Below are 24,653 nucleotides of genomic sequence, written 5' to 3' on the forward strand. Positions count from 1 at the left end.
TCCGTTCCACTCCCCATTCTTTCTGTCGATGGCATCGGAGCCGCGTATATACCGCGTGCTTCTCGCATGCACGGCAATGCAGGCGATCTTTTGATTGCGACGACCGATGATGTGCGGGCAACCGGCGTGCGGGGCGGTCTGAAGTATTGCAATGTGCCCGTTCTCAATACGGTTACGAGGGGCGAAGCCACGATTTTCGTCGTAAGACCGCCCGGCGATCTCGATCCAAGCGACTTGTGGGTTGCTTGCGGCCTTCCGATCAGGCGGCTTTGGGACGATGATTTCAACGTCGATGTTGCCGACCGCGCGCTCTTGTCCAAGCGTTTTCACGAGTGCATGAGCGGCACCGGCATGGGTGATATGGTCACTCCGCGCCAGATCGGCCTTAACCTCGCCGGTTCAAAGGTATTTGAAACCATCGGGGGCCGAGTAGCAGTCAACAAAGCGAATGAGGCCCACTACGAGTACGACCGCTTCAGCAACGGTCGTGAAAAAGGCGAGCATCGTGATCGGTTCCTACGCGCGATTCGAACAACTGAGCTGGCAGGGTGCGCGGCCGGTGTAGCACTGGCTATCGTGCAAGGTGATAGCTTTGACCGGGGATCGATAGCCCGGTTGCACAAGGATATAGTTGTCGATGACGCGTCTCCTTTCCTTAGCGTTTTCGCCTTTCAGGAGGAAATTGAAGCCGCATTGGCGGTCCAAGCTGCAAACCTCGTGCGCAGCGGTGGGGCTTTCCGTGAAGTCGCCAGAGAGCTGACTGATAGGTCTGCCGCTCATGGCGAACGAAATGCGCAACGGCTGCGTTTGCAGCAATATTCAACGCCTCTTACGATCTCGGCTGTCGCACAGGATATATTGCGCATCCGCGAGGGAGAATTGGTGCTTGAGCCAACGGCCGGAAACGGAACGCTGGCGCTCGGCGCTGCGGCGGCCGGAGCACGTATAGAAGGCTTTGAGCTGGACAAGGCACGCGCAGAACGTGGCACAAGAGTGCTGAAGGATGCGGGCGCACCGTTTGTAAATATCAGGCCGCGAGCTTTCGAAGTGAACGCTGAAGGTGGATTTGGAGGAATGGCGTTTGACGCCGTTCTGGCAAACCCACCCTTTGAGGCGATCAAGGCACAGAATGTGGCTGATAGAGAGGGCCGCACGCTCTCCATCTCACGCCTTGACCATCGGATCGTCTATGACGCGTTGAACCAGGTGCGAGCGGACAGTGGTCGCTCGTTCCTAGTTCTACCGGGTGAGATGATGGGCGAAGGCAAGCTTGAGGGAGCGACACGCTTCTTCAACAACTATCTCCATGCGACCTTCGAGGTTGCTGGCGCTGCCATGCTCGACGGAAGGCTCTATCGGAAATCCGGCGCTGAGTTCCCTGTGATCGTCTATGCCCTTGGCCCCCGGCTTGAAAACCCGCTCTCCGCTGAGAGAGCGAAAAAAATCCCCGATGAGCTGCCATATCTCCATACCACTGATCAGCTATTCGCGTGGGGCGATGCTGCACGTTTGGCCATGGACGAGATTATGGCTCGGCGCTCGGCGCCAGACACCCGGGTTGCTAGAACGTTCGTAGCTCCCGACTTTGACGACGCTGATATCACGACAGATGAGACGCCCAACGGTGATGTGCCGGCGGCTCTGGTCCCGGCAGTTCCCCCGGTCGGTCCAGGTGTCGAGGAACCGGTGTTCGAGGCGGTCAGTGAAGACGAACTTGAGATGTCGGAGGACGAGGCCGAGTTCGTGGTTTCGCCTGATGTGCTGGTCGATGACTTGGTTGTTGAGAATGATCCGTTCCAAGTCACGTATGAGTCCGCCTCCCTTGTTGGTGGCCCTGTTCTCAAGATTCAAAAAGCGCTGGCAGAACCGGTCGCACTTGCCCTCACGGAGCTGGAGCGCGTTCGCGGGCCGGTAGATAATTTTGTTGCAGACAGCCTTGGCGTTGAGGTCAGCGAGTTGGGAGGCTTGCTGCATGCTGGACAGGTCGATGGTGTAGGGCTTGCGCTTCATAAAGCGCTGCGGGCAGAATCCATTATTGTCGGAGATCTGATGGGCGTTGGGAAAGGCCGTCAGCTCGCGGCGCTCGCCCGTGCGGCCTTCAAAGAGGATCGGCCGGTGTTGTTCTTCACCGATAATGCCTCGTTATTCACGGATTTTGTAGCGCGCGATCTGGCCACGGTAATGCGGAAGCCAGCCAATGAGCTGCCGCAGTTTATCAAACCCTACATCGTCAACAGCAGTAAGGATGCATCGATCCTTGACCCCGATTTTCAGGGGGAGCGGCGACGTGGAGAGGGTTTCGTTTTCCGGGCATCGCCATCGTCTGCCAAACGTGAAAAGACGATTGATCCGTCGATGAACATGATCTTGTCGTCATATTCGCAGCTCGGCGCGCAGGGCAGGGAAGCGAAACTTGCGGCGATCATGGAGTGGCTTGGCAAGCAGGACAAGCCACCATTGTTGATCATGGACGAGGCTCATCGAGCAGCCGGTGAGGGGTCGAACGTCGGTCTCTCGATGACAGCACTGGTTGAGGGCGTCAAAGCGGCAGGTGGTTCCGTTGCATATGCGTCAGGGACGGCGTTGAAGGGTGCGCGGAATTTGCGCGTCTACGGCTCTGCGCTACCGGATGTCGGGATTCCGCCCGACAGACTGGTGGAGCTGATCGAAAAAGAGCCGCTGGCTTTGCAGGAAGCGCTTTCTTACGAGATGGCGCGGTCGGGAGGGCTTATTGCGCGTGAACTCGACAACACTGAAGTCGCTCGCGAAACTGTTTCTCTGCAAGATGTCGATCCGGTTCGCTTTGCTCAGGTACTCGAAAAGGTCGATCTTTTCGCGCACAAGATGTCCGAGTTGCTGGCCCTCGGCCGCGAGGTCAAAGATTGGTCTCAGCATCGGCAAAAGGAGCTGAAAAAGGACATCGAACAGATGCCAGAGGGTGCGGAACGGGACCGTGCTCTAGGCTCGGTCGGCGTGCATTATCAATCACCAGCCTCCCGGTTCCATCATTTGTCGAACTACCTGACGCTGGCTATCAATGGGGTTTTCTTGGAAGACCTCGTGCTGAAGTCAATCGCCGAAGGCAGGAAGCCTCTGGTGGCGGTCGCCAATACTGGCGACACGTTGATGCGCGATCTGATCGCGAGCCATTGGGATAATGATGGCCTCGATGATGCCGACAATGCGGGCATCATGAAGGGGTCAGCCTATGTCCTCCCTGAGAAGCCCCACCTCGGGCATGTGATCAAGCGTGTAGCTGACCGGTTGCTGACCGTTAAGGAAAGCAATGGATTCGGGGCGGTCACAGAAATTCGCCTTCACGAATACGAAGATTGGCTGGCTGATTTCAATGCGCGGGTGGATGCGGCCGACTTTTCCCTATTGTCGATGACCGTGATCGACGACTTAGCCGTGGCACTCGAAAAGCACGGGTTATCATTGGGAGAAATCACGGGCCGTTCCTTTATGTCGCGACCAGCGGAAGATGGGGCGGATTTGTCATTAGCGCCCGGCCCAAGCCGCTTAAGCACGATGTTGTTTCGGACTTCAATAACGGTCGTGTGGATGTTCTGATCCTGAACCAGTCGGCCGCTGTGGGCCTGTCGGCGCAGGCGTCACCCGCAAATGGTTTCGACGTGCGGCAGCGGGAGATGATCAAGGCGCAGATGCAGGGCGATGTGACGCAGGAGCGCCAGATGGACGGCCGCATCAATCGTGTCGGGCAAATTCATCCTCCGCTCTATACGGTGCCCCTGCAAGGGCTGGCCAGCTCGGATCGTCTGGCGCAGTTGTTCAACCGAAAGAACCGTTCGCTTACAGCGGCTTCTACGGCCACCCGTGAAAACGAGTCCAACATTAAGGATACGCTCGACCTTCTCAACGAGGTGGGGCAATTTGTCAGCCGCGAATATCTCAAGAATAACCCGGATATTGCCGTCACGCTCGATATCGACCCGGAATCCGATATCGAGACGAAATATTCTGAGAAGCTGATGGGCCGTATGATCGCGCTGCCTTCCGGCATGCAGCGCACGATCATGGGCGAGCTGGACACCGCTTTTCAGATGCGCGTGGCCTTGCTGGACGCCCTCGGCGAAAATCCTCTGCGGCTGCGAGAATATGACTGGCGGGCGCAGGTGAAAGAAGTGGCATCGCTGATAAGTGGCAACGCGGCATCAGCACGCATGTCCGAACGTCCCCTTGCGCTCAACAAGCTGACTTACAAGGAGACAATCAAGCCAATCGATGTGCTGGCTGTTGAGGACGCGGTAGCGCGGGGCAAGGGATGGATGATCGATCAAACCCTTGGCCGCGAGATGTCGGTTGTTGAGCGGCTGGAAAGCCTCGCGCCGAGTGGTCAGGAAATTCGTTTCTCTGATCCGATTTTCGACCGTGTGATGAACCGCTCTGACGAATTGCGCAGCCTTGGAGCGACAGAACACCCATTGGAGGTCGCCCAAGGGTTTTGGGATAATCAATGGACACGCGATGCTGAAAAGGAAATCAAGGGGCTTGAGAAAATGGTGCTCGATGCCGGGCACAAGCTTGATTTCCTGCTCGACATAGCACCAACACTCGCACCCGGCGCTATCGTCACGGTTTACCCCAAGCTGGTCTCAAGGCTGCGAGATTCGACGCTGTTCAATGCCGCCGTCGATTATATCGACGGGACAGATCACACCGATAGAGAGATCGGTGTCCCGGCCGTGATCACCGATGTACGCTTCAACGAGGAGAAGCCCCTGAATCTTGGCGAGTGGAGCGTGCGGATCGCAGTACCCGGCGAGGAGCACCTGATCGATATGCCGATGGCATCTGTCTATGCGATCCTACGCGAAGAACACCAAGCGACAGTTGAGGCTAAGGGCGTCACGAAGATATGGGCGTTCAAGAGTGCGCGTCTGGACGATGACGGGATTGGCCTCGCCCGGTCCATTGCGCCCATGTGGTCTCAACCTCTCGCTCAGGCGCTGGAAGAAGCCGAAGCGAAGGGAAAATCCCCCGATTTCGGAAATGGTTATGAACGTCTTCACTGGAAGCCGTTCTTGGGAGATGGCAGTCCCGAAGACAGCGTGATGATGGCCCTGTTCCAGAATGTGCAGGGCGGGAGCGTCAGTCGGACGCGATATGCTGTTGAAGGCAACCTTTTTGCCGCCGTTTCGGCTCTCGCGGGGAAGCGAATGGGCGAAAAGGCAATGTATACGGACGAAAGCGGCGCGATCCGGCACTGCTTTTTGCTCAAGCGCGATGGGCACAAGAAAGTGCTCGAGCAATTGACATCGAGCGTGGCAAGCCGTGTCGGCTTCATGAAAGCTGACGTGGCTTCCGTTTCCGGCCTCCTTTTAGGAATGACGGGGATTATCAGCGAGGCAGACGACGAGGCGCGGGCGGAATACATCGCCTGTGACATGCTCACAAGGATGGTCCACGGTGGCTGCAAGGTTACGATTGATCATGTTCGCGATCTGATCCGGCCTCGGCTGCAAGAGATGCATGAGCAAATCGTCAAAGCTGTACGGCAGCAAGGGGCGATCAATACCGGTCTTTTTGTCGGCACCGATCCTTTCGGGGACTCGACGCAAAAGCTTTTCACTCCCGGCGCATCGATCCGAATTCGAGAGGGCGCGTCTGACGCGGCCAGTGGTTTCCGGGTCTATTGGGACCAAAAGGAGATAGCCAGGTGCGCCGCGTCACTCAGCGAAAAAGGCGCGCTGGCTGCCTTCGGTGGGAAGACCTTCGGCGTAATCGTAAAAGCCAAGAACGATGTTTGCGACAAATCCAAGGATGCGCTTTGCGCAGATTGGAGCAACAAGCTTGGCACGGCCGTGGTGCGCAACTCGACAGTGGCGAAGGAGATCGCATCGGCGTCGGACGTAGCCGCGATTCTATGCGCTGCGGCGAGCGATAAGTCCCTTGATGGGATGATCGGCATCAAAGGCGCGCTGGTCGTGTACAATGAGGTTGTGGCGAATCTCTCCCGTGAGCTGATCAGTCAGCATTTGGGAGCAAAAACGGAGGCTACTATGTCGGTGCGCTCAGAGAGAGCCACGTCACCAGCAGTTGCAGCCGTGTAGAATGAGTTACCCGGCGTTAAAAAGTTTGACATACTTTTTCTGTCGGGTTTCATTGTGAAAAATTTTGGAAAGGGAATCAGTCAAGGACTAGAAAGCTAACCCCAGAAATGCCGAACCCCAGACGGTCTCCCGTCCGGGGTCGAAAACTAAGATAGAAAAGAACGCTTTTGCCGAGCGCCGTTCTCCCTAGAAGGTAGATTCCTTCAGGGCGAAATGCAAGTCTTTTTGTCTTTTTTTCTCGGCGTTTCCGGCTAACCGGAAAGAGAGAAAGATGAGTGCTTCAGCGTTGGCGACGTGCCAACTCAGCGAACGAACAATCCTATCTAACGTCAAAAATACATGGTCACATTCGGCGTTGGATAGTTGCATCAAGGCTGTCATCGGTGCGCACGCTCGCGGGCTACTGGATGATGAGTTTGTGGAGTCTGTCTACGGCGCGGTGAATGAGCGTCGGGCGGAACTCTCGGCGGGCCGGAGAGCGCGACCGGTAAAATGGGGCACACCCTTGGCCATCCATTCGAGGCTTACCTTGGAGGAACGGCGTGCGCAGGCGAGAACTCGTAACATCAGTGCGGGTTGGTTCTCAGCGAAGCTCGAAAAGAGCGGGGCAAACGTAGCCGAGATCTATGCGAAGCTTCCTCGTGCCAGTTTTCGAGCGGTATTGCACACGATCTGCGAGCTTAGCGCCCTCGCGCGCGGGCGATGTGACGCTTCCATTGCGACAATAGCTAAAAAGGCGGGGTGCAGCCGATCATCAGTCGAGCAGGCTTTGGCTCATCTGAAATCGAGCGGTTTCATCGTGGTTGAGAGCGGGAAGACGTTGGGTGTAACGTCGATTATACGGCCCGCTCAGGCTTGCTTGATCAAGGTCGTGAACTGGTGCCGCGCTCGACTTGAGCGAATGCAAAAAAAGGACCGGTCTGACCGCCCGGTTTCCGCTGCAAGGGGTACACAAAATACTAGGCAGAAATCAGAATCTTATTTTTTAAATAAAAGATCGAAGACAACAGAGCCGCGCAGAGAAGGTGGGCGGGCCATTGGAGCCGTAGCATTTCCAGCAAGCGGATCGATTTATTTCAGCCATTGGCGTGATCTGGTTAGGGAGCATTCGACAGGCGTCACCCCTGATGCAGATATTGTGGCGAATGCCTTCCGAAAGTTCTGCTCCGAGAAAAATATCCCCCTTGATGCTCCGAAAATCGAAGAGCGGTTTATCAAAATCGTCCAAAGGTTCCGTATTTAGCGTTTTTCCTGCCGACAGGCCGTTCTTATTCAACTCTGCGGGATTGCTCTCAATGCGGCCTGCGGGGGTTGGATATTGCCGCATTATGCAGTAAATCTTTTTTTGATTTCACAGTGAAATTCAGAGGTCGAGCGAGTGCCAGAGAACGCAAACCCCGATAGCGGAACTCAACTGGCGGTAAATCCGCTGAAAGGTGCCGTCCTCGTTGACCTGTACAAGCCGCTCGCGGTCGAGGATCGCACCGGCCAAGGTTTCGAGAAGACGGCGGCATATGGTGCCGATCATCTCGCGGCGGTTTTGTCCGTCAGAAATTTGAGAATTGCTTTGGCGGCTCTTGCCGCGTGGGAAAGAGGCTAACAGGAGAGAGACGGACATGCGTGCCACAACGAAGGCGACGTTTGCAGGGTTGGCAGTTTCGGCGGCGATTTTTGCGGCCTCACCGGCTTCCGCTCAAGGTGCGGGTGGATGCGGGATCACTCAAGCGGCCGATGCAGCGGTTCAGAGACAGATAGCGCTTCTCGATGCAGCGAAAGTGGATAGCTCCGAGTTTTTTAACGGGGCCAATAGCTGCCTTGGCTCAAACCTGCTCGATTCCCTCGATCTCTCGAACCTGATCCCCACAAGCTTCGATTTCTTGGGCGGGGCGGCGGATCAGTTGATCAATGGTTTGATCCAGAAAGCTCAGCAGCAAGTTTGCCAAGTGCTCAATGACCAACTGCAGAAGGTGGTGGGGAAGATCAACAACAATATGTACCAGTTCGATTCCGTCATGGGAGGACAGATGAATGAGCTGCTTGGCGGTTCAGGGAATAGCGTAACAGAGCTGAAGCTTCCGAGTATTCCTGGCATCGGAAAGTATGACTTCACGCTGGCGTCAATGAGCACCGGCAACGGCATCGACCAGCCGATCATGACCCCGCCTGCCGTGCAGGCTGGAAACAACACGGTGGGTAATGGAACGCAGCCCACCGGCAATACCGGAAACACGAGCAACCCGTTCGGAAATCTCTTCCAGCAGTAAAGGGGATATCCGATGCGAAAAGCAGCAACCGCACTGGTGATTGGCATCGCTTTCGCTGGCACGACGATGCCGGGCGCTGCCAATGCAACGATCATGGAATGGGCGACTAGTTTCGAGCGCTTCATGGCTGGCCTGAAAACGGTTGACCGGCAAGTCTCCAGCTCAGCATCCCAAACACAGCACGTGATCAAGAAATCGGAAGAGGCGGCGGTGAATGCGGAACTTGCGCAAGAGCAGGCGCTCCGTATGGCCGACATCAAAAACCGATATTCGTATGAAACTGGTCAAGGTGAGACATCCTGCGCTGTTGTGGATGCAAGGTCGGGTCTCTCAGGTGTCGATAATTCCGAAAAGAAGATGCTGACCGCTTTCCGGTCATCTGATCAGAAATACCTGAGCAGCGGCGGAAACGCGGCCGCGACAATCAAGAACTCGCTTCTTAAGAGGATCGGACATTACTGCACCGATCAGGAGCGTGCGGCCCTCGGCCCGACATACTGCCAATCGACCGTTCGAAGCGAGCGCAACGCCGGGGATTCGAATGCAGCGCCGTTTCTCGTGAATAGAAATTATGGCGGCGCTGAAGTCGTGACGGCTGCGGACTACATTGATGTCCTCGCCCCACTGCCGACGATCAAGCCTAATGCTGAAGTTGTAGGGGATCGTCTGGAATTGATGAATGCCCGTATGCGCGGCGCGGCGCTTTCAGCGTCCCGTTCGACAATGATGGGCGTGGCGGTGTCGGGTATGGGAGGCGATATGCAATGACCGTTATTTCGAAGAAAAAGGCGGCGTTTTATCTCGCTGCGATTACGATGGCGGGGATTTCGTCCCCTGCGTTTGCCGTGACATGTGCTGTTGAGGCGCATGTAATCCAGCGGACGCTACAGCTCGATACTGCTGTGACGACGCAGATCGTGAAATCGAAGACGTTGCTCATCACGGAAGAGATGCGCCAACGCCAGCTTCTGTTGGCAGCGCTGAAGGTCCTGACGAAACAGGAATCGGGATCGGGTCAGCAAACCTCTACCGTGGTAAAGAAATCTGCTGAAGCGGCAGCAAGCGCAAATGTTGCGCAGAGGCAGGCGTATCAAATTGCCGATGCGAAAGAGCGCTATGGCGTCACGGGCTATGACAGTTGCGGTTTGCAGACAAAGAGCCAGTCTTTCTATGCTGCAAACATGGCAATGGCCGGGAAAGCCGCGTCCTATCGTAATGGCACCTATTTCAAGCCGGGCCAATATGGGTCCCCGAAGGATTGGGCGTCATTGGCGCAAAGCGGCTCGAACTTTGATGCCGAAGCTATATTCAGCGGCAACAGCTCGGCGGCGGCAGAGTATATCAATTTCGTTGCCGGACCCCCGATTGAGAAGCAAGCCGGTGGCGGTGTGGCAGGCGATTTGCAGACCTTCGAAAAGAACAGGAACGATGTTCGTCGTTCGGTCGTGGTGAACGTTTTGTCGTCCATCGCTGCCGAAAATGAGCCGGGTGGCCCGAGAGAAAAGCTGGCCGAGCTGATGAAGCATTGGACAGGTGACGATGGTGGGGTGAAGTGGGCGCAGGCCAGCGCCGACAAGCCGCTGAGAGCCACGCTGCTCGACGCTGTTCGGATTGAAGCCGCAAACATCGCTCTGATGGCTTTTCAGGTCAAAGACAATGCGAGAACGGAACTGGCGCTGTCTTCCTATGCCCTGTCTCGGGTTAACCGAGCTGTGTTCAACGGCAACGAGGGCGTTGTCTCTGTAGGCGCTGGCCAGCGCCGCGCCGGTCTTCAATAGGAGCTGTCCGATGAAAAAGCATAAGCGTTTTGTTCTCGGTTCAGTTGTTCTCGGCGGTAGCATGCTGCTTGGCGCTAATTCGGCCGCTGCGGCATGGTGTGCGATTAGCACTGGATGGATTGCCACCCACGAGCAAGTCGAAAAGCATCTGATCCAAGAAACGCAGATTTTGGAAAATGATGTCGCCAAAGCTGGCTCCGAGACGCTGGAACAGGTCCTCGCAGCGCTCAAGGTGCTCAACCGGCAAACTTCCGGCGAAGGGCAAAGGTTGCAGCAGGCCACCAAGAAGAGCCAAGAGGCTTACGCAAATACCGTAACTGAGCAGATGCGGCGCGAGCGTTTGGTCGCGATCAAGGAAAACTACTCGTATGAGACAGGGCAAGGACCCAATGCATGCGCCCAAGTGGCGTTTTTGCAGAAGGTGACGGGCGCTATTGATGGCACCGGTAGCTCAACCTCGCGTGTTTACAAGCAGATCGACGTATCGCCGGGATCTGTTCCGAGTGTCGCGCAGCAGGCGGCTGACCGGCGAGATCCGCGCTCGACGGACGCCTCGTTGTTGCTCGATGTAAATGCCTCGGAAGAGGATAAGCGAAAAGTAATCCAGCAGCTCGCTGGTTTTGCGGTGGAGAAGCCCACGGGTAATGAGACAGGCACTGTTGGAGGTGAATTCTCGATGCTGCGTGCGCGCGAGGCAGAGGCTTGGCGCTCGCCTGCGCTAGTTTCGTTGGCTGCGGTCGCGGCGATGTCGAATAAGGCCAGCGGGGACGGAGATGGGGCGGGGAGCGTCCTTCAGGCCATGGATGCCTTGATAGACAACTATGGCGGTGGTCCCGCCTATCAAAAATGGACCAATGCTCTTCAGATGCAGTCAGAGCGTGGCCTGATGATCGAACTTAACCGCTTGCGGGCACTTTCGATGCGCCTCCGCACCTACCATTCGGAGTCAGAGGCTCGCAAGGCCGCGGTCGTTGCAGGAATGCTCGCAGCAGAGGCACAGGGATCGAATTGACAGGAAATAAGCCAGCCGAACGCGCAGATCACAACGATAGCCACGAGATAGCGACAGTAGACGTTGATGTGGCTGTCCCGGATAGCGACGGCTATTTCGATGATCAGGATTTCGAGGTCGGCGATGGCGACATCGAAATTACCTATGAGGTAGATGATCCCTCGCGCCCCTCGGCTGCACGGGACATCTACGTTTCAGAGCTGGCAACGGCGGCGAAGCACGAAGAGGCTCGACGCAAATCTGATGTGCAGCTCAATCCAGACAGGATGAAGGCGGCGATCAATGAGGCGTTAGGTCGGATCAGCCGAATGCCGAAGATGCTCTATGCCGCCAAGCAGATTCAGGAAGCCGTGGAGAGGCTGGCTGACGAGCGACTTGCATCGAGCGGATCGAAACATGCGGAGAGCGACTATGACGGTTGATGCGTATTCGAGTGTGGAAGATGACGACGATGCTCCGAGCGCTGCAATGATCGAGAAGCAGGCGAAAGATCAGGTCGGGTTCTCGGATGAGGATGAGATCGGGGAATTCGAGCGATCGGAGCGCGAAACGTCGTTCGAGCAGCCTTCTGTTGCCGCCACGCCGAAGCAAGAGGCTTCGCCGCAGGTGAAAAGGCTGTCAGTTGAGGAATCTACCTCACTGAACATCACCCTCAAGAATGCTGCATATGCAGCGGAAAAAGAGGCGTTCATCGATGGTGAGCCGGGCGGCATGCCAATCGGCGAGTATATTGCGCGAATTGGCTGTGACGCTATTCCTCCCGGCCGCAGCGTCCTTTGGTTCAAAGGTGATGGGCCGGATTCGGGACTCTGGCTTTTCGTTATAGCCCCGAAACCGAAGGGGCAGTGCAGCCAGGTTATCGGGTCACTCTGGCCTTCGGCAAAGAAAAGGCCGGTGAGATTCAGATGGAGGCGTGTGCCTTGTTGCAGGCACAGGACAAGAACGGCGAGAAGCTGAAGTTCGATAAATGTTGCCTCGTCAAGCACGATGGAACGAAGTTTGCCCCGGCAGGCGTCATAAACGAGCAGGAATTGGTCGGGCGCGTTAGCGACATAGGATTTGGGATCAACCCGTTCAGCTTCGATGAAAGGTGAGGAGAGATGGACCAGAACGCGAAAAAGTGGTTCGATTTCGGCCCCGGCATCTCGCTTTCCTTGAGGCAGAGCGGGGGCCGCTATCTTCTCCGATTGGAGCTAGCGCATAAGCCTAGCCCTGCGGCTGTTGAGAAGGCATACGAAGGCAGATGGGCGATGATCCAGAGCGGTAACGATGGCCGCCCAGCGATCTATGAGCATATGAACGATGTGCGCTCGCTAAATGATGTCGTGACCCGGCTGGAAGCATTCTTTGACAAGGGGCGCATTATGGGGCACTGAGCGTTACAGCACGGGCGCCAACGAACATTGCGCCTCCCGCTCGATCCTCCCGCGAGGTCACAGATGCGGTGCTGAACGCTTTTGCGGCCGACGCGCCGGTTCCCCTCTTGCAGCATATAAACCGTTCAATCCAGCATGCATATGCGGTGATGGGTGCAAGAGCCGCTGCCGCCAAGCAACTGCCATTTGAGGGGGACGCGTTCGGGGTTTATGACCGCTTAGTAGCCAAGGTTGGTCCTTTACGCGCGGCCGAGACATGGGGAACGGTTCTGCTAGCTGTCTCTACCGGTCGGCATGGATGGCAAGAGAAGCTCGATAGCCTGATGGAATGGGATGCGGGTGGGCGCGAGGCGCAGATCGCGGCCGACACGTCAATCAAGGCAATGGTGGAAGCCATTGCGCGCGAGGTTTCGGTTATCAATGCCACCGGTCTTGCGGAGGTTGATCTTGCCTCATCGCTGCGCGGGCGGCTCGTGGAGGCTGCGGGCGAACGGATTAGTTATCGTGCCTATGATGGAGCGAAATTCCAGCCGAAGGGTGCGCCCGATCTCGGCCCGAACACCTTTACCGTCCAACAGGGATTGTCGCTCGATCTTGCCACTGACGCCAAGGCACGTATTACTCAAGCGCTGTCGGCAGCGGCGAAAGGGGCGTGTCGCAAATTCTTTTGGTTAACTAGCTGTTGACCACAACGGTGGAAATTCAGCTCCCGATGTAGCGGAGCGTAGCCATGATTCTGAATGCCATTGCCGAAAAGCTGAAGCGCCAGTCGAAGGACGATTTCAAAGGGCGGCATTTCGAGGCATGGCTGATCGTGCAGGCAGTGACATGGTATCTACGGTATCCGCTCAGCTACAGAGATCTCGAGGAGATGTTCCGCGAGCGCGGCTTCGAGGTCGACCATAGTACAATCAACCGCTGGGTCCTCGCCTATGCACCTGTAATCGAGAAGCGCCTACGCCAGTTTCGCCGACCGCATTGTGGCTCAGTCAGGATTGACGAGACCTACGTCAAGATCCGGGGCAAGTGGCGATACCTGTACCGCGCCATCGACAAGCACGGAAACCCGGTCGACTTCTTGCTCACCGCGAAGCGCGATCTCGACGCCGCCAAGCGCTTCTTCCGTAAGATGCTCAAGGATGAGCCGCTACTATCGCCGGGTAAGATCGGTACAGATGGCGCTAACACGTTTCCTTCAACGATCAAAACAGCCATCGATGACGGGCTCCTGCATCCGAGCCCGGTACATTATGTCACGAAGCACCTCCAGCAAGGCATCGAGAGCGACCACTTCCGGGTCAAGAAGAACATGCCCAAGATCGGCTGCTTCCAGTCATTCAAAACGGCGCGCCGGACGATCGCTGGGTTCGAAGCGATGTTGTGGCTGCGCAAAGGCTTCGGCTTTTCCGGCGACTGGACAATCAACGACCAGAATGACCTGCTCGGGCGCCTCTTCGGACTTCAAAAGGTTAACAAAGCGTGAAAATGCCACCGTTCGCGGGTAGTCTCAGCCTACTGCAAGGTTTGCGACAAGCCCGCCCTCGCCTATGTCGATGGCGGTATGCATCCGAGCTTCCGCTCACTGTTGAAGAAACAGGGAGCGACAAAGATGGCGGAGGCGGTATCGGGCATCAAGTATCCCGTCAGCCGGCCGGATGCGGCGCTTGCCGATCCCCATGAGACCTCGAGGTCTTGGAGACCTGTACAGTCCGCGGGAAATTAAATCTTAACTCTTAAATTCAAGGCAACGCACCTCATCTCGTGACGTTGCGGCAAGGGAGCCAGATTGAGGTTCTTTAAAACTTATCGCCCGTCGCTAGACTACCGTCTGCTCGCACTTTTGGCAGCCTTATGTTTCTGGGCGTTTTCAAACGCGACATTCTGGGAAAAGGCCGGGCGTTATCTGGCGGACGAGATGGGCGCATTCTTGGCGCTCAATCTCGTCATAGTTGCGTTGTTTTTTGTCCTGACGATTCTTTCAGCTGTCAAATATCTCTTCAAGCCAGTGCTTGTGTTGCTTGTCTTGCTGGCTGGAGGCGCGTCCTGGTTCATCGACAATCTCGGCGTGTTGATCGATACGGATATGGTGCGCAACGTTTTTGAAACGACCTCTGCCGAGGCCGGGGACCTGCTGACTGCCGGTTACTTCCGGCACATGCTTCTCGTTGCCGTTATTCCCTCTCTCCTCATCTTGTGGGTTCGGGTCAGATTTCCATCCGCCGAACGCGTCGTGTTGTGGAATGTTGGCATCACGGCTTCCTGCATTGCAATCATCGCCGGTAGCGGAGCGCTTTACTACAAGCCTTATTCAGCCGTTATACGGACCAAGCGTGAACTGGCGAAAACCCTCAATCCGGTTACACCTCTCGTCTCTATCGCCAAAGTGGCTCTGGCGACAGGAAATGAAAGAAACGTTGTCGTCAAGCCGCTGGGTGAGGATGCAACCGTGACCACTCCGGTGGACGGCTTAAGCAAGCTACGCGTTGCTGTCATCGTCGTTGGGGAAACGGCGCGCGGTGCTAATTTCTCTCTCGGTTTCTATGAACGCGAAACCAATCCGCTTCTGAAAAAACAGGACGTCACCTATTACTCCAATTTCGCCAGCTGCGGCACGGCAACCGACGTCTCCCTGCCGTGCATGTTCTCCAATCTGAAACGTTCGGGCTACACCCATGCTGGAGGATTAGAGAATGAAACGGCGGTCGATGTTCTCAGACGGGCAGGCATCGACATGACGTGGATCGAAAACAACACCGGCAGCAAGGGCGTTGCGGACCGGGTTCGCGTCGTCAATATTTACAATTCCAACGATCCACGCTTCTGTGCCGATGGCACCTGCGACGACGAGATCGTTCTCGAAAAGATTGATGAGTGGCTCTCAAACGTGAAGCAGGACAGCGTCCTCGTCTTCCATCAAATGGGCAATCATGGCCCGGCCTATTACAAGCGGTATCCTGAGGCGTTCCGTAAATTCGTGCCCGAGTGCACGACCACCGAGCTGGCGAAATGCAAGGACCAAGAAATCGTTAATGCCTATGACAATGCCATCCTTTACACCGATTTCGTCCTGTCCGGCATCATCGACCGCCTGAAAGCCCGGACCGATACGCTGGCGACAGGTATGCTCTACGTCTCCGACCACGGGGAATCGCTGGGGGAAAATGGCCTCTATTTGCACGGCACGCCCTATTTTATAGCGCCCGACGAACAGACACGCATTCCACTGCTAACCTGGTTCAGCCCGGAGTTCGCAGCCTCGATGGGGCTTGATATCCGCTGCCAGCAACAAAGACGCGAAAACACATTTTCGCACGACAACCTGTTTTCCAGTCTTCTCGGCATGATGAATGTATCCACCAGCGTTTACGAGCGTGATCTGGACATGTTTGCGGCCTGCCGTGGCGGCCAACACCAACCCTCTCTCAATAACTGAAATTGCAAATCACGGGACTTGAATGCTATTCGATGATAAACAGCTTAAACGCCGGGGCTTCCTGCTGGGAGCCGCTTCCCTGACCACGATGCTGGCGGGATGTGCGACGGTAAATCAGCCTGCTCCGACACCGGCCATTGCCCGCAGGCCGATCGGCCCGCCAGGCGAAGCCGAAATGATCACACGCTACGCGGGCCTCGAAGATGGCGGCCACAAGCTGCCAGCCGTACCGTTTCAGCAGATCGATCCCAAGTTTTACCGTCAGCGCGTCGAAGATCCGACAGGCGAACCTGCGGGAACGGTCGTCGTAGATACGCCATCGAAGTTCCTTTATGTCGTCGAACCAGGTGGCACGGCCATGCGTTATGGTGTTGGTCTCGGCCGCGCCGGTTTCGCCTGGCAAGGCGAAGGCATCATCCAGTGGCGGCAGAAATGGCCGCGCTGGAAACCACCGGCAGAAATGATTGCACGGCAACCCGAACTGGAAAAATACTCGGTCGAGAACGGTGGACAGGAACCGGGACCAAGCAATCCGCTCGGCGCACGCGCGCTTTATATCTTCCAGAACAGTCAGGATACGCTCTATCGTCTACATGGCACGAAGGAATGGTCATCCATCGGCAAATCGGTTTCCTCCGGCTGCGTCCGTCTGATCAATCAGGATGTCATCGACCTCTATGAGAGGGTTCCCTACAAGGCTCGGATCGTCGTCAAACAATAGACAGCTAACAGCAGATTTTATGGCTTCTACCGGGCATATATATGCCCGGCGTGTTGAACCGATGCAAAAACCACAAACCGCCAGCCTGAGTTTAATTAAATGACAGATCCGCAACAACCGGAATGTGATTGGATCCAAAATCGGGGCCGACCCGCCAACTTGCCAGTCTTAAAGCACCCGAAACCGCGATATGGTCAATCATGGAACCTGTCAACGGCGGAGTAAAAACCGGCCACGGGGCGGAGCAAAAGTCGGCCACTATGGCGGCCGCCTGAGACCGCCGGGAGGGCGTAGCCCGAGCGGGGTCTCAGGCGGGGGCGGCGATTTTTTGAGAGGTGTCAGCCGGCCTTTCGGGCGCGGCTCTGGGCGAGACGATAGCTGTCGCCGTTCATCTCGAGGATGTTGACGTGGTGGGTGATGCGATCGAGCAACGCGCCGGTCAGACGCTCGGATCCCAGGGTTTCGGTCCATTCGTCGAAAGGCAGATTGCTGGTGATCAGGGTGGCACCGCGCTCATAGCGTTGCGAGATCAGCTCGAACAGCAACTCCGCGCCGGTCTTTGATAGCGGGACGAAGCCCAGCTCGTCGATGATCAGTAGCTTGTAGGCCGCCATTTGCTTCTGGAAGCGGAGAAGACGCCGCTCATCACGCGCCTCCATCATCTCACTGACCAGGGCGGCGGCCGTGGTGAAGCCGACGGACAAGCCCTTCTGGCAGGCGGCCAGGCCGAGGCCGAGAGCAACATGCGTCTTGCCGGTTCCACTGGGACCGAGAGCAATGACGTTCTCGCGGCGCTCGATCCATTCGCAGCGGGACAGTTCCAGCACCTGCATCTTGTTGAGCTTGGGATAGCTGTGAAGTCGAAGCTATCCAGGCTTTTGACGACCGGGAATTTGGCCGCCTTGATGCGACGTTCGACCTTGCGGCGATCCCGCTCGATCGTTTCCCGTTCGGCAAGCCGGAACAGGTAGCCGACGTGATCGACGCCCTCGGTTGCGCATAGCCGGGCCAGCTTCTGGTGCTCGCGCTGGAAGGTCGGCAGCTTCAGGGCCTTGAGATAGTGCGCGAGCAGGATCTCGGGTGCTTCGGTGTTCATGCGGCTTCTCCCGCATCCGACGACAGGAGACGCATATACGCCTTCGCCGAGGTCGTCTCGACCGTCGCCCTCGGCAGATAGGGGTAGATGGACAGGTCCAGTCTGGGCGGCCGGCGTTCCACCCGGCACAGGATCAGATGCTTGACGGCGTCAAAGCCAATGGCGCCAAGCTGGATCGCCTGCTTCACCGCCGCATGCAGATCGGCGAGTTCGAAGCTCTCCAGCAGGCGGAGGACCTGCACGTACTCACGCCGGCCGTGCTTGGCCATGCGGCCTTCCATCAACCGGCGCAGCGTAGCGAACTCTTGCGGCAAGTCCCAGCCCTGGAGGGGCGCTGCCTGATCCAGCGAATTGATCTTCTGCTCGATCAGCGGCAGGTAATGGACAGGATCGAAGACGACGTCTTCCCGTTCCCAGCACCGAGGATGGCGGGCGATGATCTCGCCACGGCAACCGATGACCACTTCGTTGACATAGCCGCGCACCCACACATCCTGATGGCCATAGGCGACCGGGACGGAATAGTCGTTGGTCTTGTAGCGCACCAGCGACTGCGCCGTCACCTTGGCACTTGCCTGGTCGCAGGCATCAAATGGCGAGGCTGGCAAGGCGCGCATGGCAGCCAGATCGCGCCGCAAGCGCTCGCCGATCGTCTCGCTCTCGCCGCGCAGCCTGTCGCGCTGGCGCTTCCGGCACTGCTCCTCCAGAAAGGTGTTGAACGCCTCCCATGTCGCAAACTGCGGGATCGGCACCATGAAGTTGCGCCGGGCATAGCCGACGAGACCCTCGACGTTCCCCTTGTCGTTGCCCTTGCCGGGACGGCCATAGCGATCCCGGATAAGGTAGTGGGACAGGAAGCCGCTGAACAACGTCGCGCGCTTGCGGGTGCCGTCAGGCAAAATCTTCGCCACCAGGCAACGGTCGTTGTCGTAGACGATCGACTGTGGCACGGCCCCAAAGAAGGCAAATGCATGGATGTGGCCGTCGACCCAGGCCTCGGCCACCGCCGCCGGATAGGCCCGCACATAGCAGCCGTCGCTATGCGGCAGATCGAGCACGAAGAAGCGCGCCTTCTGCTCCACGCCGCCAATCACGACCGTCGCCTCACCGAAGTCCGCCTGCGCATGGCCGGGCGGATGCGACAGCGGCACAAACACCTCTTGTCGGCGCTGATCCCGATCGCGCATATAATCCTTGATGATCGTGTAGCCGCCGGTGAACCCGCATTCGTCGCGCAGGCGGTCGAACACCCGCTTGGCCGTATGGCGCTGCTTGCGCGGCACCTTCAGGTCTTCATCGAGCCAATGGTCGATCGTCGAAACGAACGCATCAAGCTTCGGACGCCGGATCGGTGATCGCCGCTGATAGCCGGGCGGCGTCGAATAGGCCACCATCTTGGCCACGCTGTCGCGCGATATGTTGAAATACTTTGCTGCCTGACGCTGCGTCATCCCTTCGGAAACAGCCAGGCGAACCTTGAGGTATAATTCCACGGTGTAGATCCCCTGTCCCTCCTGCGATCATTGCAGAAAGGAAATAGGTGGCCGGATTTTACTCCGCCCGCAGAAGCATTATGCCGCCGCTACCGTGGACGACTTTTGCACCGCCGCTCTCATGGAACCGAATCTGAACGGTAGCCGACGGCTGAATCGTGTCATCACAGGAACATTGCTTGCACGTGCGAAGAATAATCCGCTTTTCTCAAAAAATCTCGCAAAGTAGGGTGACCACGGCGGTGTGTTCCAGTCACCGGCAACAATAAGCTTCGCGCCCTCTTTTTCAGACAGGACAGCATCCGCCAATCCGTCGAGATAAGCGTTTCGGCCTTTCCAGCGGGCTGGCGAACGCGGTGTATCGGGATGTAGTGCATAAAGAATCAGCGGATCATTTTCCGTCCCCAGAACGAGGCGCATCGGATATCGCTCATACGCCTGCGCGGACGAAAGCCTGACCTCCGAGAGAATAGGAAGACGCGAAAAGACTTTCATATCGTCGCGCGCTGGCAGGTTAGAACTGCTTTGATAGCCAAACAGGCCGCTAGCCGCGATTGCTTTCTGCCAGCGGTCTTCAGTCTCTTGAAGAAAGAGGACATCTGGCTGTTGCTCCGTCAGAAACCGCAGAAAACCCCCAGGTTCCGCATCATTGTGCATCAGCAGGTTGGCTGAGATAACGCGTAAATTCCTGTCCGCAGCCCCCTGCGGTGCCTGAGGCTGCATAAAGAACGGCATCAGACTTGCCAGAAATGCAAGGGAACACAAAAGCCGCGCCGGTCGCTCCCCAAGAAGGAACGTCGCGAGCAGCAGGCAAAAAGCGGATAGAGTGACGTAGGGCCAGAACAGGAAAACAATATCGAATAGCCAGAGGCTACTTCCGAATATCAATGCAGAAAGAACGCCGCTCAAACTGCAAATCGAAATAAAAAGCAGACTTTTTCCAAGCTTACCGTTGCGGACAGAAGTCATTCATTTCACCACATTGAGCATAAAGAGCCGAGACGGTAAGTTTAACATATTAGCTTTAATAATATATCAAAGCGAGTATGCAATAATCTGTTCGCTTCCGAGAACTCGTCACGGATATCGTGAAATCCAGCAGTTTTCACCGAAATGCAAAAGAGCAAAAATTTCCCATTGCGTCTCTAGTGGCTAGAGGTCGTAAAGCTTGCCGTATCAATATGGGGATACATGATATGGTTGAGCCACTTCAGACGAGATTCCGGATCGAGGGCATGGACTGCGCTTCGTGTGCAACCAAAATCGATACGGCGATCAGGCGCATGCCTGGCGTTCAAGATGTTTCGATTTCCGTCTCCGCCGGGACCATGACAGTCGAGCATGACGACACAATCGATGTCGAGGATATGGGAAAAAAGGTCACCGGCCTTGGATATCCGACGAAGCTTATTCCCGCCAAGTCTAAAGCGGTGCCATCTGCTATAGAACACGTCCATGGGCCAGGCTGTTCCCACGATCATGATCATTCACCTGATGAGCACGCGCAGGCGCACGATCATGGTACGACTCCCCACGAGCATGGCTTTGCTTGCATGAACAAGCATGGCAACGAGACGCACTCCCACGACCATACCCATGAGAACAACGGTGGGCACGATCACTCTGCAACCTCTCAATCAAGCCAGAGGCCGATCCCGGATGGTCAGGCCCGTTTCCACGTTGGTGGAATGGATTGTGCTTCATGTGCAAGCAAGATCGACACTGCCGTCCGTCGCATTCCGGGTGTTGAAGATGTTAGTGTCTCGGTGACCTCGGGGACGATGACGGTCAAGCACGCGTTCGCTGATCTCAAAGCTATTGAGAAGCAGGTTTCTGGCCTTGGATACTCGGTCGCACCGATCATTCCTACCGCGAAGCGGTCCCCCGCTACTTATTCAGGATCGCAAGACGATGCTGGCCATACCAACGGACAGGCGTCAGCGGACGTTGAGTTGGAGGGTCTTCACGGTCATGATCATAGGCCAAGCGAAGGGCCGTGGTGGAGTAGCCGCAAGGGGCGCCTGACGATAATCGCAGGCGGATCTCTGACTGCCGCATATGCTATCGGCAATCTGGTTCCGGCCATAGATACTTACGCCTTCATCATCGCCATGTTGGTTGGCCTTATACCCATCGCCCGTCGTGCTTTTATGGCTGCGAGGGCAGGCACTCCCTTCTCCATTGAGATGCTGATGACGATCGCCGCTGTCGGCGCATTGATTATTAACGCTACCGAAGAGGCGGCGGCCGTTGTCTTTCTATTCCTTGTTGGTGAGCTCCTCGAGGGCGTTGCGGCTGGCAAGGCTCGCGACAGTATCAAGTCTCTGACAAACCTCGTGCCCAAGACGGCTTTGCTGGAAGAGGGTGGGAAGACCCGCGAGGTTCCGGCAGAGGTGCTTGCTGTCGGTTCAATTATACTTGTTCGCCCCGGTGACAGGATTTCGGCCGATGGCGTGATAATGTCAGGTGAAAGTTCTGTCGATGAGGCACCCGTGACGGGTGAAAGCGTACCGGTCCGCAAGGTGATCGGTGATAACGTATTCGCAGGTACCGTCAACGGCGACGCGGCACTGCGCGTTCGTGTCACCGCTGCAGCCGAAGACAACACCATTGCTCGCGTCGTCCGCCTGGTCGAGGAAGCCCAGGAATCGAAGGCTCCGACAGAGCGGTTCATCGATCGCTTTTCGAGATACTATACACCGGGCGTGGTTGTCGTTGCCGCGTTGGTTTCCATCATCCCACCTTTACTTGTTGGCGGCGAATGGAGTGAATGGATTTACAAGGGGCTTGCGATCCTTTTGATCGGCTGCCCTTGCGCCCTCGTCATTTCGACACCTGCTGCCATTGCCGCTTCACTGTCGGCGGGCGCACGGCGCGGCCTTCTCATGAAGGGCGGCGCAGTTCTCGAAGGGGTCGGCAGGGTGACTGCAGTCGCGTTCGACAAGACGGGGACGTTGACCGAAGGAAAGCCCAAGTGACGGATGTTATTCCTTTCGGCCGCAGTAGTCCCGAGGTACTCCGTTATGCTGCGGCACTTGAAACCGATCAAGCCATCCGCTGGCGGTCGCGATCCTCGCCAGAGCGGATGAAGACGGGCTCGATGCTCCAGCTTCGACCGATGCCAAGGCACTCGGCGGCAAAGGCGTTAGCGCGGTCATCGACGGCGTGGAAGTCTTCCTCGGATCTCCGAAGGCTGCTGCCGAGCGTGTGACGATTCCGATAGCGCATTCGCTGCAGATTACCTCTCTGAACGAGGATGGCAAGACTGTATCCGTTTTGGTAATCGCGATGTACTTGCAGGTGCCATCGCCATGCGCGACGAACCCCGAGCGGACGCGATCGAGGGCCTTAAGGCACTGACCGATCTCGGGATCAAAGCAATCATGCTTACGGGCGACAACGCTCGCACGCATCAGCCATTGGCGCTCAGCTTGGCATTGAAGTTCGTGCAGAACTGATGCCTGAGGACAAGCAGCGTATTGTTGGCGAACTCAAACAGGAAGGTTACGTGGTCGGCAAGATCGGGATGGCATCAACGATGCTCCCGCTCTCGCTGCGGCAGATATAGGCATCGCCATGGGTGGCGGCACGGACGTCGCGCTGGAGACCGCCGATGCCGCGGTACTCCACGGCAGAGTCGGGATGTCGCTCTCATGGTCGATCTTTCGAAGCGTACGATGCGAAACATTTTTCAGAATATCACCATCGCGCTCGCCTCAAGGCTGTGTTTCTCGTCACCACCATTATGGGAATCACTGCCTCTGGCCCGCTATCCTGGCAGATACGGGTGCAACTGTGCTTGTTACGATAAACGCCTTGCGCCTCCTGCGCCCATACGTTGAAGCAGTAAAATGATCAGGAAAATTGTATTTGGAGGGATCCTGCTGATGGTAGCGACCTCGGTCGTATTCAGTCTGGTCGGGTCCTCGCTGTCTGGAATCCAAAGGAGCTTTTCCAGTACCAAGACGGTCAGACGGTGTCGCAGTGAGAAGGAGGAAGCAATGAACAAGAGATCGAATTCGACAATCCGCGTCGCCGCGACAATCTTTGCATGTCTGCTTGCTGGAACGGCGTTTGCACATGACTTTCAAGGCAGGAAAGCTGGAACTTAGGCACCCTTGGTCGGCACTGCTCCTCCGGTCGCTCCGGTGCTGGGTGGCTATGTGACGATCGTCAACACCGGACAGGAGTCTGACCGTCTTGTCGGTGGCACGACTAACATCGCCGAGAGACTGGAAATCCACGAGTCCTCCCTGGTGGATGGGGTAGCGAAAATGCGTCCGGCGAAGCAAGGCCTCGAAATTGCCCCGGTGCTACCTTGGCGCTTCAACCCGGTGGAACCCACATAATGCTGGTCAAGCCCATAAATCGGCCGGTCGAAGGTGAGAAGTTCAAGCGACGCTCCTGTTCGAGAAAGCAGGAGCAGTGGAGGTCGAGTTCGTTGTGCAGAAGCCGAAACGAGAGTCGGGCGAGGATCATTCCGGCCATCAAGATCCATGATTAGTGGCCTAGAGCGTTTTCACAGGACCTCTATCAACCTCAGGGTCGACAATCCCTCCGCAGTTGTCTGGTGAAGCCTCAGGCGACTGCTAATATGGTTGAGTGCGATGATACTTGCTGGGTTCCTCTTGTATTTCGATGCTGAACGGCATCAGAGCAGGTGCGACCCGAGCAGATCCCGGTTCATCGCCCGCCTTGGAAATGCACTTGTCAATTCTCAAACTTCATGCGAATGATTTGCAATAGCAACTAAGCAAAAACCAAGAATCGTAGGTGAATCTATGGACAGTCCGGTAAAGGGCTGGCGGCGGGCCGGAGGGAAGCGTCGCTGTCTGACGTGCATCGATCCATCGCGGTGGCGACCGGGCAGGGCACATTTCGCCGGGCATGGCTTCTTTGGTCCAGGCTACCTGGTGGGCAGTCGGGTATATGGATCCTGGAAACTGGGCGACCTCTCTCGCCGGCGGATCCCGCTTCGGCTATGCGCTTTTGACGGTAGCACTTGTGTCGAACATCATGGCGATCGTGCTCCAGTCGCTCTGCGCCCGTCTCGCGATTCGGCTCCGGGCGAGACCTTGCGCAGGCTTGCCGCGATGCTTCCCTCGACCGGTCGGCATCGTCCTCTGGATCCTGGCAGAAATAGCGATCATCGCTACCGACATAGCGGAGGTGATCGGCACTGCGATCGGGCTCAACCTGATCTTCGCATCCCACTGGAACTGGGAGTCGTCATCACGCACTGGACGTCTTCCTCATCCTGTATCTCCAGAAGCTAGGTTTCCGTTGGGTCGAAGCGCTCGTAATCACGTTGCTGGGTGTGATTACCGTCTGCTTCACCATCCAGATCGCGCTTGCGGATCCCGACTGGGGACAAGTCATCCTCGGATTTGCCCGACCACAGAGATC

General features: G+C 56.7%; 19 protein-coding genes and 5 pseudogenes. 20 read left to right on the plus strand and 4 right to left on the minus strand.

Annotation, left to right across the window (positions count from 1 at the left end; all coding sequences use genetic code 11):
• The first annotated feature begins 66 nt into the window (after nt 1-66).
• The 3 genes from G3A56_RS27545 (at nt 67) to G3A56_RS27555 (ending at nt 7,317) form a co-directional block, all read left to right on the plus strand.
• Nucleotides 67-3,573: a strawberry notch-like NTP hydrolase domain-containing protein gene (locus tag G3A56_RS27545; protein ID WP_164056989.1), complete on the plus strand. Its 3,507-nt coding sequence runs from the start codon at nt 67-69 to the stop codon at nt 3,571-3,573.
• Entirely contained in the window at nt 3,561-6,074 is a 2,514-nt protein-coding gene (locus G3A56_RS27550) for a hypothetical protein (protein WP_164056990.1), read from the plus strand. Before G3A56_RS27545 ends, G3A56_RS27550 begins: the two co-directional genes overlap by 13 nt.
• 271 nt (nt 6,075-6,345) lie before the next feature.
• Nucleotides 6,346-7,317, plus strand: coding sequence for a helix-turn-helix domain-containing protein (locus G3A56_RS27555; RefSeq protein ID WP_130519756.1), 972 nt, complete (start codon nt 6,346-6,348; stop codon nt 7,315-7,317).
• A gap of 120 nt (nt 7,318-7,437) precedes the next feature.
• Here G3A56_RS27555 and G3A56_RS27560 read toward each other — a convergent pair whose 3' ends face one another.
• Nucleotides 7,438-7,602 carry a hypothetical protein gene (locus G3A56_RS27560; protein ID WP_164056736.1) on the minus strand — a complete coding sequence of 55 codons (165 nt, stop codon included), beginning with the start codon at nt 7,600-7,602 and terminating at the stop codon, nt 7,438-7,440.
• 88 nt (nt 7,603-7,690) lie between these two features.
• Here G3A56_RS27560 and G3A56_RS27565 point away from each other — a divergent pair, with 88 nt between their 5' ends.
• From G3A56_RS27565 to G3A56_RS27615, 12 genes and pseudogenes are all read left to right on the plus strand, one after another.
• Entirely contained in the window at nt 7,691-8,338 is a 648-nt protein-coding gene (locus G3A56_RS27565) for a hypothetical protein (RefSeq protein ID WP_130519752.1), read from the plus strand.
• Between the two features lie 12 nt (nt 8,339-8,350).
• Nucleotides 8,351-9,106, plus strand: coding sequence for a hypothetical protein (locus tag G3A56_RS27570; protein ID WP_130519750.1), 756 nt, complete (start codon nt 8,351-8,353; stop codon nt 9,104-9,106).
• Nucleotides 9,103-10,116 (plus strand): hypothetical protein, encoded by a 1,014-nt coding sequence (locus tag G3A56_RS27575; protein ID WP_130519748.1) that lies wholly within the window; start codon nt 9,103-9,105, stop codon nt 10,114-10,116. Before G3A56_RS27570 ends, G3A56_RS27575 begins: the two co-directional genes overlap by 4 nt.
• Nucleotides 10,117-10,126: 10 nt before the next feature.
• Nucleotides 10,127-11,128: a hypothetical protein gene (locus tag G3A56_RS27580; protein WP_130519745.1), complete on the plus strand. Its 1,002-nt coding sequence runs from the start codon at nt 10,127-10,129 to the stop codon at nt 11,126-11,128.
• Nucleotides 11,125-11,550 (plus strand): hypothetical protein, encoded by a 426-nt coding sequence (locus tag G3A56_RS27585; RefSeq protein WP_130519743.1) that lies wholly within the window; start codon nt 11,125-11,127, stop codon nt 11,548-11,550. The genes G3A56_RS27580 and G3A56_RS27585 overlap by 4 nt, the downstream gene beginning before the upstream one ends.
• Nucleotides 11,540-12,085, plus strand: coding sequence for a hypothetical protein (locus G3A56_RS27590; RefSeq protein WP_164056991.1), 546 nt, complete (start codon nt 11,540-11,542; stop codon nt 12,083-12,085). Before G3A56_RS27585 ends, G3A56_RS27590 begins: the two co-directional genes overlap by 11 nt.
• A 143-nt stretch (nt 12,086-12,228) precedes the next feature.
• Nucleotides 12,229-12,504: a hypothetical protein gene (locus tag G3A56_RS27595; RefSeq protein ID WP_164056992.1), complete on the plus strand. Its 276-nt coding sequence runs from the start codon at nt 12,229-12,231 to the stop codon at nt 12,502-12,504.
• A 68-nt stretch (nt 12,505-12,572) separates the two neighbouring features.
• Nucleotides 12,573-13,190: a hypothetical protein gene (locus tag G3A56_RS27600; RefSeq protein ID WP_164056993.1), complete on the plus strand. Its 618-nt coding sequence runs from the start codon at nt 12,573-12,575 to the stop codon at nt 13,188-13,190.
• A gap of 44 nt (nt 13,191-13,234) precedes the next feature.
• Entirely contained in the window at nt 13,235-13,987 is a 753-nt protein-coding gene (locus tag G3A56_RS27605; protein ID WP_035228067.1) for an IS6 family transposase, read from the plus strand.
• A 51-nt stretch (nt 13,988-14,038) separates the two neighbouring features.
• A pseudogene (locus G3A56_RS29215) lies at nt 14,039-14,227 on the plus strand (hypothetical protein); the annotation flags it as partial.
• A 63-nt stretch (nt 14,228-14,290) separates the two neighbouring features.
• A complete protein-coding gene (locus G3A56_RS27610; RefSeq protein WP_035226354.1) occupies nt 14,291-15,937 on the plus strand; it encodes a phosphoethanolamine transferase in 1,647 nt (548 codons plus the stop codon).
• A gap of 22 nt (nt 15,938-15,959) precedes the next feature.
• Nucleotides 15,960-16,658, plus strand: coding sequence for a L,D-transpeptidase (locus tag G3A56_RS27615; RefSeq protein WP_003501207.1), 699 nt, complete (start codon nt 15,960-15,962; stop codon nt 16,656-16,658).
• A 338-nt stretch (nt 16,659-16,996) separates the two neighbouring features.
• Here G3A56_RS27615 and istB read toward each other — a convergent pair.
• From istB to G3A56_RS27630, 3 genes and pseudogenes are all read right to left on the minus strand, one after another.
• Nucleotides 16,997-17,754: pseudogene (istB, locus tag G3A56_RS27620) on the minus strand (IS21-like element helper ATPase IstB).
• Nucleotides 17,751-19,247: an IS21 family transposase gene (gene istA / locus G3A56_RS27625; protein WP_137039966.1), complete on the minus strand. Its 1,497-nt coding sequence runs from the start codon at nt 19,245-19,247 to the stop codon at nt 17,751-17,753. The pseudogene istB and the gene istA overlap by 4 nt, the downstream one beginning before the upstream one ends.
• A gap of 78 nt (nt 19,248-19,325) precedes the next feature.
• Nucleotides 19,326-20,216, minus strand: coding sequence for an endonuclease/exonuclease/phosphatase family protein (locus G3A56_RS27630; RefSeq protein WP_137067690.1), 891 nt, complete (start codon nt 20,214-20,216; stop codon nt 19,326-19,328).
• A gap of 266 nt (nt 20,217-20,482) precedes the next feature.
• On the opposite strand from G3A56_RS27630, the pseudogene G3A56_RS29805 reads away from it, so the two are divergent.
• The 5 genes and pseudogenes from G3A56_RS29805 to G3A56_RS29765 all read left to right on the plus strand — a co-directional run.
• A pseudogene (locus tag G3A56_RS29805) lies at nt 20,483-20,584 on the plus strand (cation transporter); the annotation flags it as partial.
• Nucleotides 20,585-20,935: 351 nt separating this feature from the next.
• Nucleotides 20,936-23,102, plus strand: a pseudogene (locus G3A56_RS27635) (heavy metal translocating P-type ATPase).
• Between the two features lie 263 nt (nt 23,103-23,365).
• On the plus strand, nt 23,366-23,596 hold the full coding sequence (locus G3A56_RS27640) for a copper chaperone PCu(A)C (RefSeq protein WP_164056994.1): 231 nt from the start codon (nt 23,366-23,368) through the stop codon (nt 23,594-23,596).
• A 580-nt stretch (nt 23,597-24,176) separates the two neighbouring features.
• Nucleotides 24,177-24,407, plus strand: a pseudogene (locus tag G3A56_RS29760) (divalent metal cation transporter); the annotation flags it as partial.
• Nucleotides 24,408-24,504: 97 nt separating this feature from the next.
• Nucleotides 24,505-24,653 (plus strand): divalent metal cation transporter (locus tag G3A56_RS29765; RefSeq protein WP_425503403.1); only part of this gene is annotated, 149 nt, incomplete at its 3' end.

The organism is Rhizobium oryzihabitans (assembly GCF_010669145.1).
In the GTDB taxonomy this organism is placed as follows: Bacteria; Pseudomonadota; Alphaproteobacteria; order Rhizobiales; family Rhizobiaceae; genus Agrobacterium; species Agrobacterium oryzihabitans.

What these genes read in the sequence shown, in the direction of transcription:
- G3A56_RS27545 (WP_164056989.1), top strand. Translation starts at nt 67, where the DNA reads ATGCACGGCAATGCAGGCGATCTTTTGATTGCGACGACCGATGATGTG.
- G3A56_RS27575 (WP_130519748.1), top strand. Translation starts at nt 9,103, where the DNA reads ATGACCGTTATTTCGAAGAAAAAGGCGGCGTTTTATCTCGCTGCGATT.
- G3A56_RS27605 (WP_035228067.1), top strand. Translation starts at nt 13,235, where the DNA reads ATGATTCTGAATGCCATTGCCGAAAAGCTGAAGCGCCAGTCGAAGGAC.
- G3A56_RS27590 (WP_164056991.1), top strand. Translation starts at nt 11,540, where the DNA reads ATGACGGTTGATGCGTATTCGAGTGTGGAAGATGACGACGATGCTCCG.
- G3A56_RS27555 (WP_130519756.1), top strand. Translation starts at nt 6,346, where the DNA reads ATGAGTGCTTCAGCGTTGGCGACGTGCCAACTCAGCGAACGAACAATC.
- G3A56_RS27570 (WP_130519750.1), top strand. Translation starts at nt 8,351, where the DNA reads ATGCGAAAAGCAGCAACCGCACTGGTGATTGGCATCGCTTTCGCTGGC.
- G3A56_RS27615 (WP_003501207.1), top strand. Translation starts at nt 15,960, where the DNA reads ATGCTATTCGATGATAAACAGCTTAAACGCCGGGGCTTCCTGCTGGGA.
- G3A56_RS27630 (WP_137067690.1), bottom strand. Translation starts at nt 20,216, where the DNA reads ATGACTTCTGTCCGCAACGGTAAGCTTGGAAAAAGTCTGCTTTTTATT.
- G3A56_RS27580 (WP_130519745.1), top strand. Translation starts at nt 10,127, where the DNA reads ATGAAAAAGCATAAGCGTTTTGTTCTCGGTTCAGTTGTTCTCGGCGGT.
- G3A56_RS27565 (WP_130519752.1), top strand. Translation starts at nt 7,691, where the DNA reads ATGCGTGCCACAACGAAGGCGACGTTTGCAGGGTTGGCAGTTTCGGCG.
- G3A56_RS27595 (WP_164056992.1), top strand. Translation starts at nt 12,229, where the DNA reads ATGGACCAGAACGCGAAAAAGTGGTTCGATTTCGGCCCCGGCATCTCG.
- G3A56_RS27560 (WP_164056736.1), bottom strand. Translation starts at nt 7,602, where the DNA reads ATGATCGGCACCATATGCCGCCGTCTTCTCGAAACCTTGGCCGGTGCG.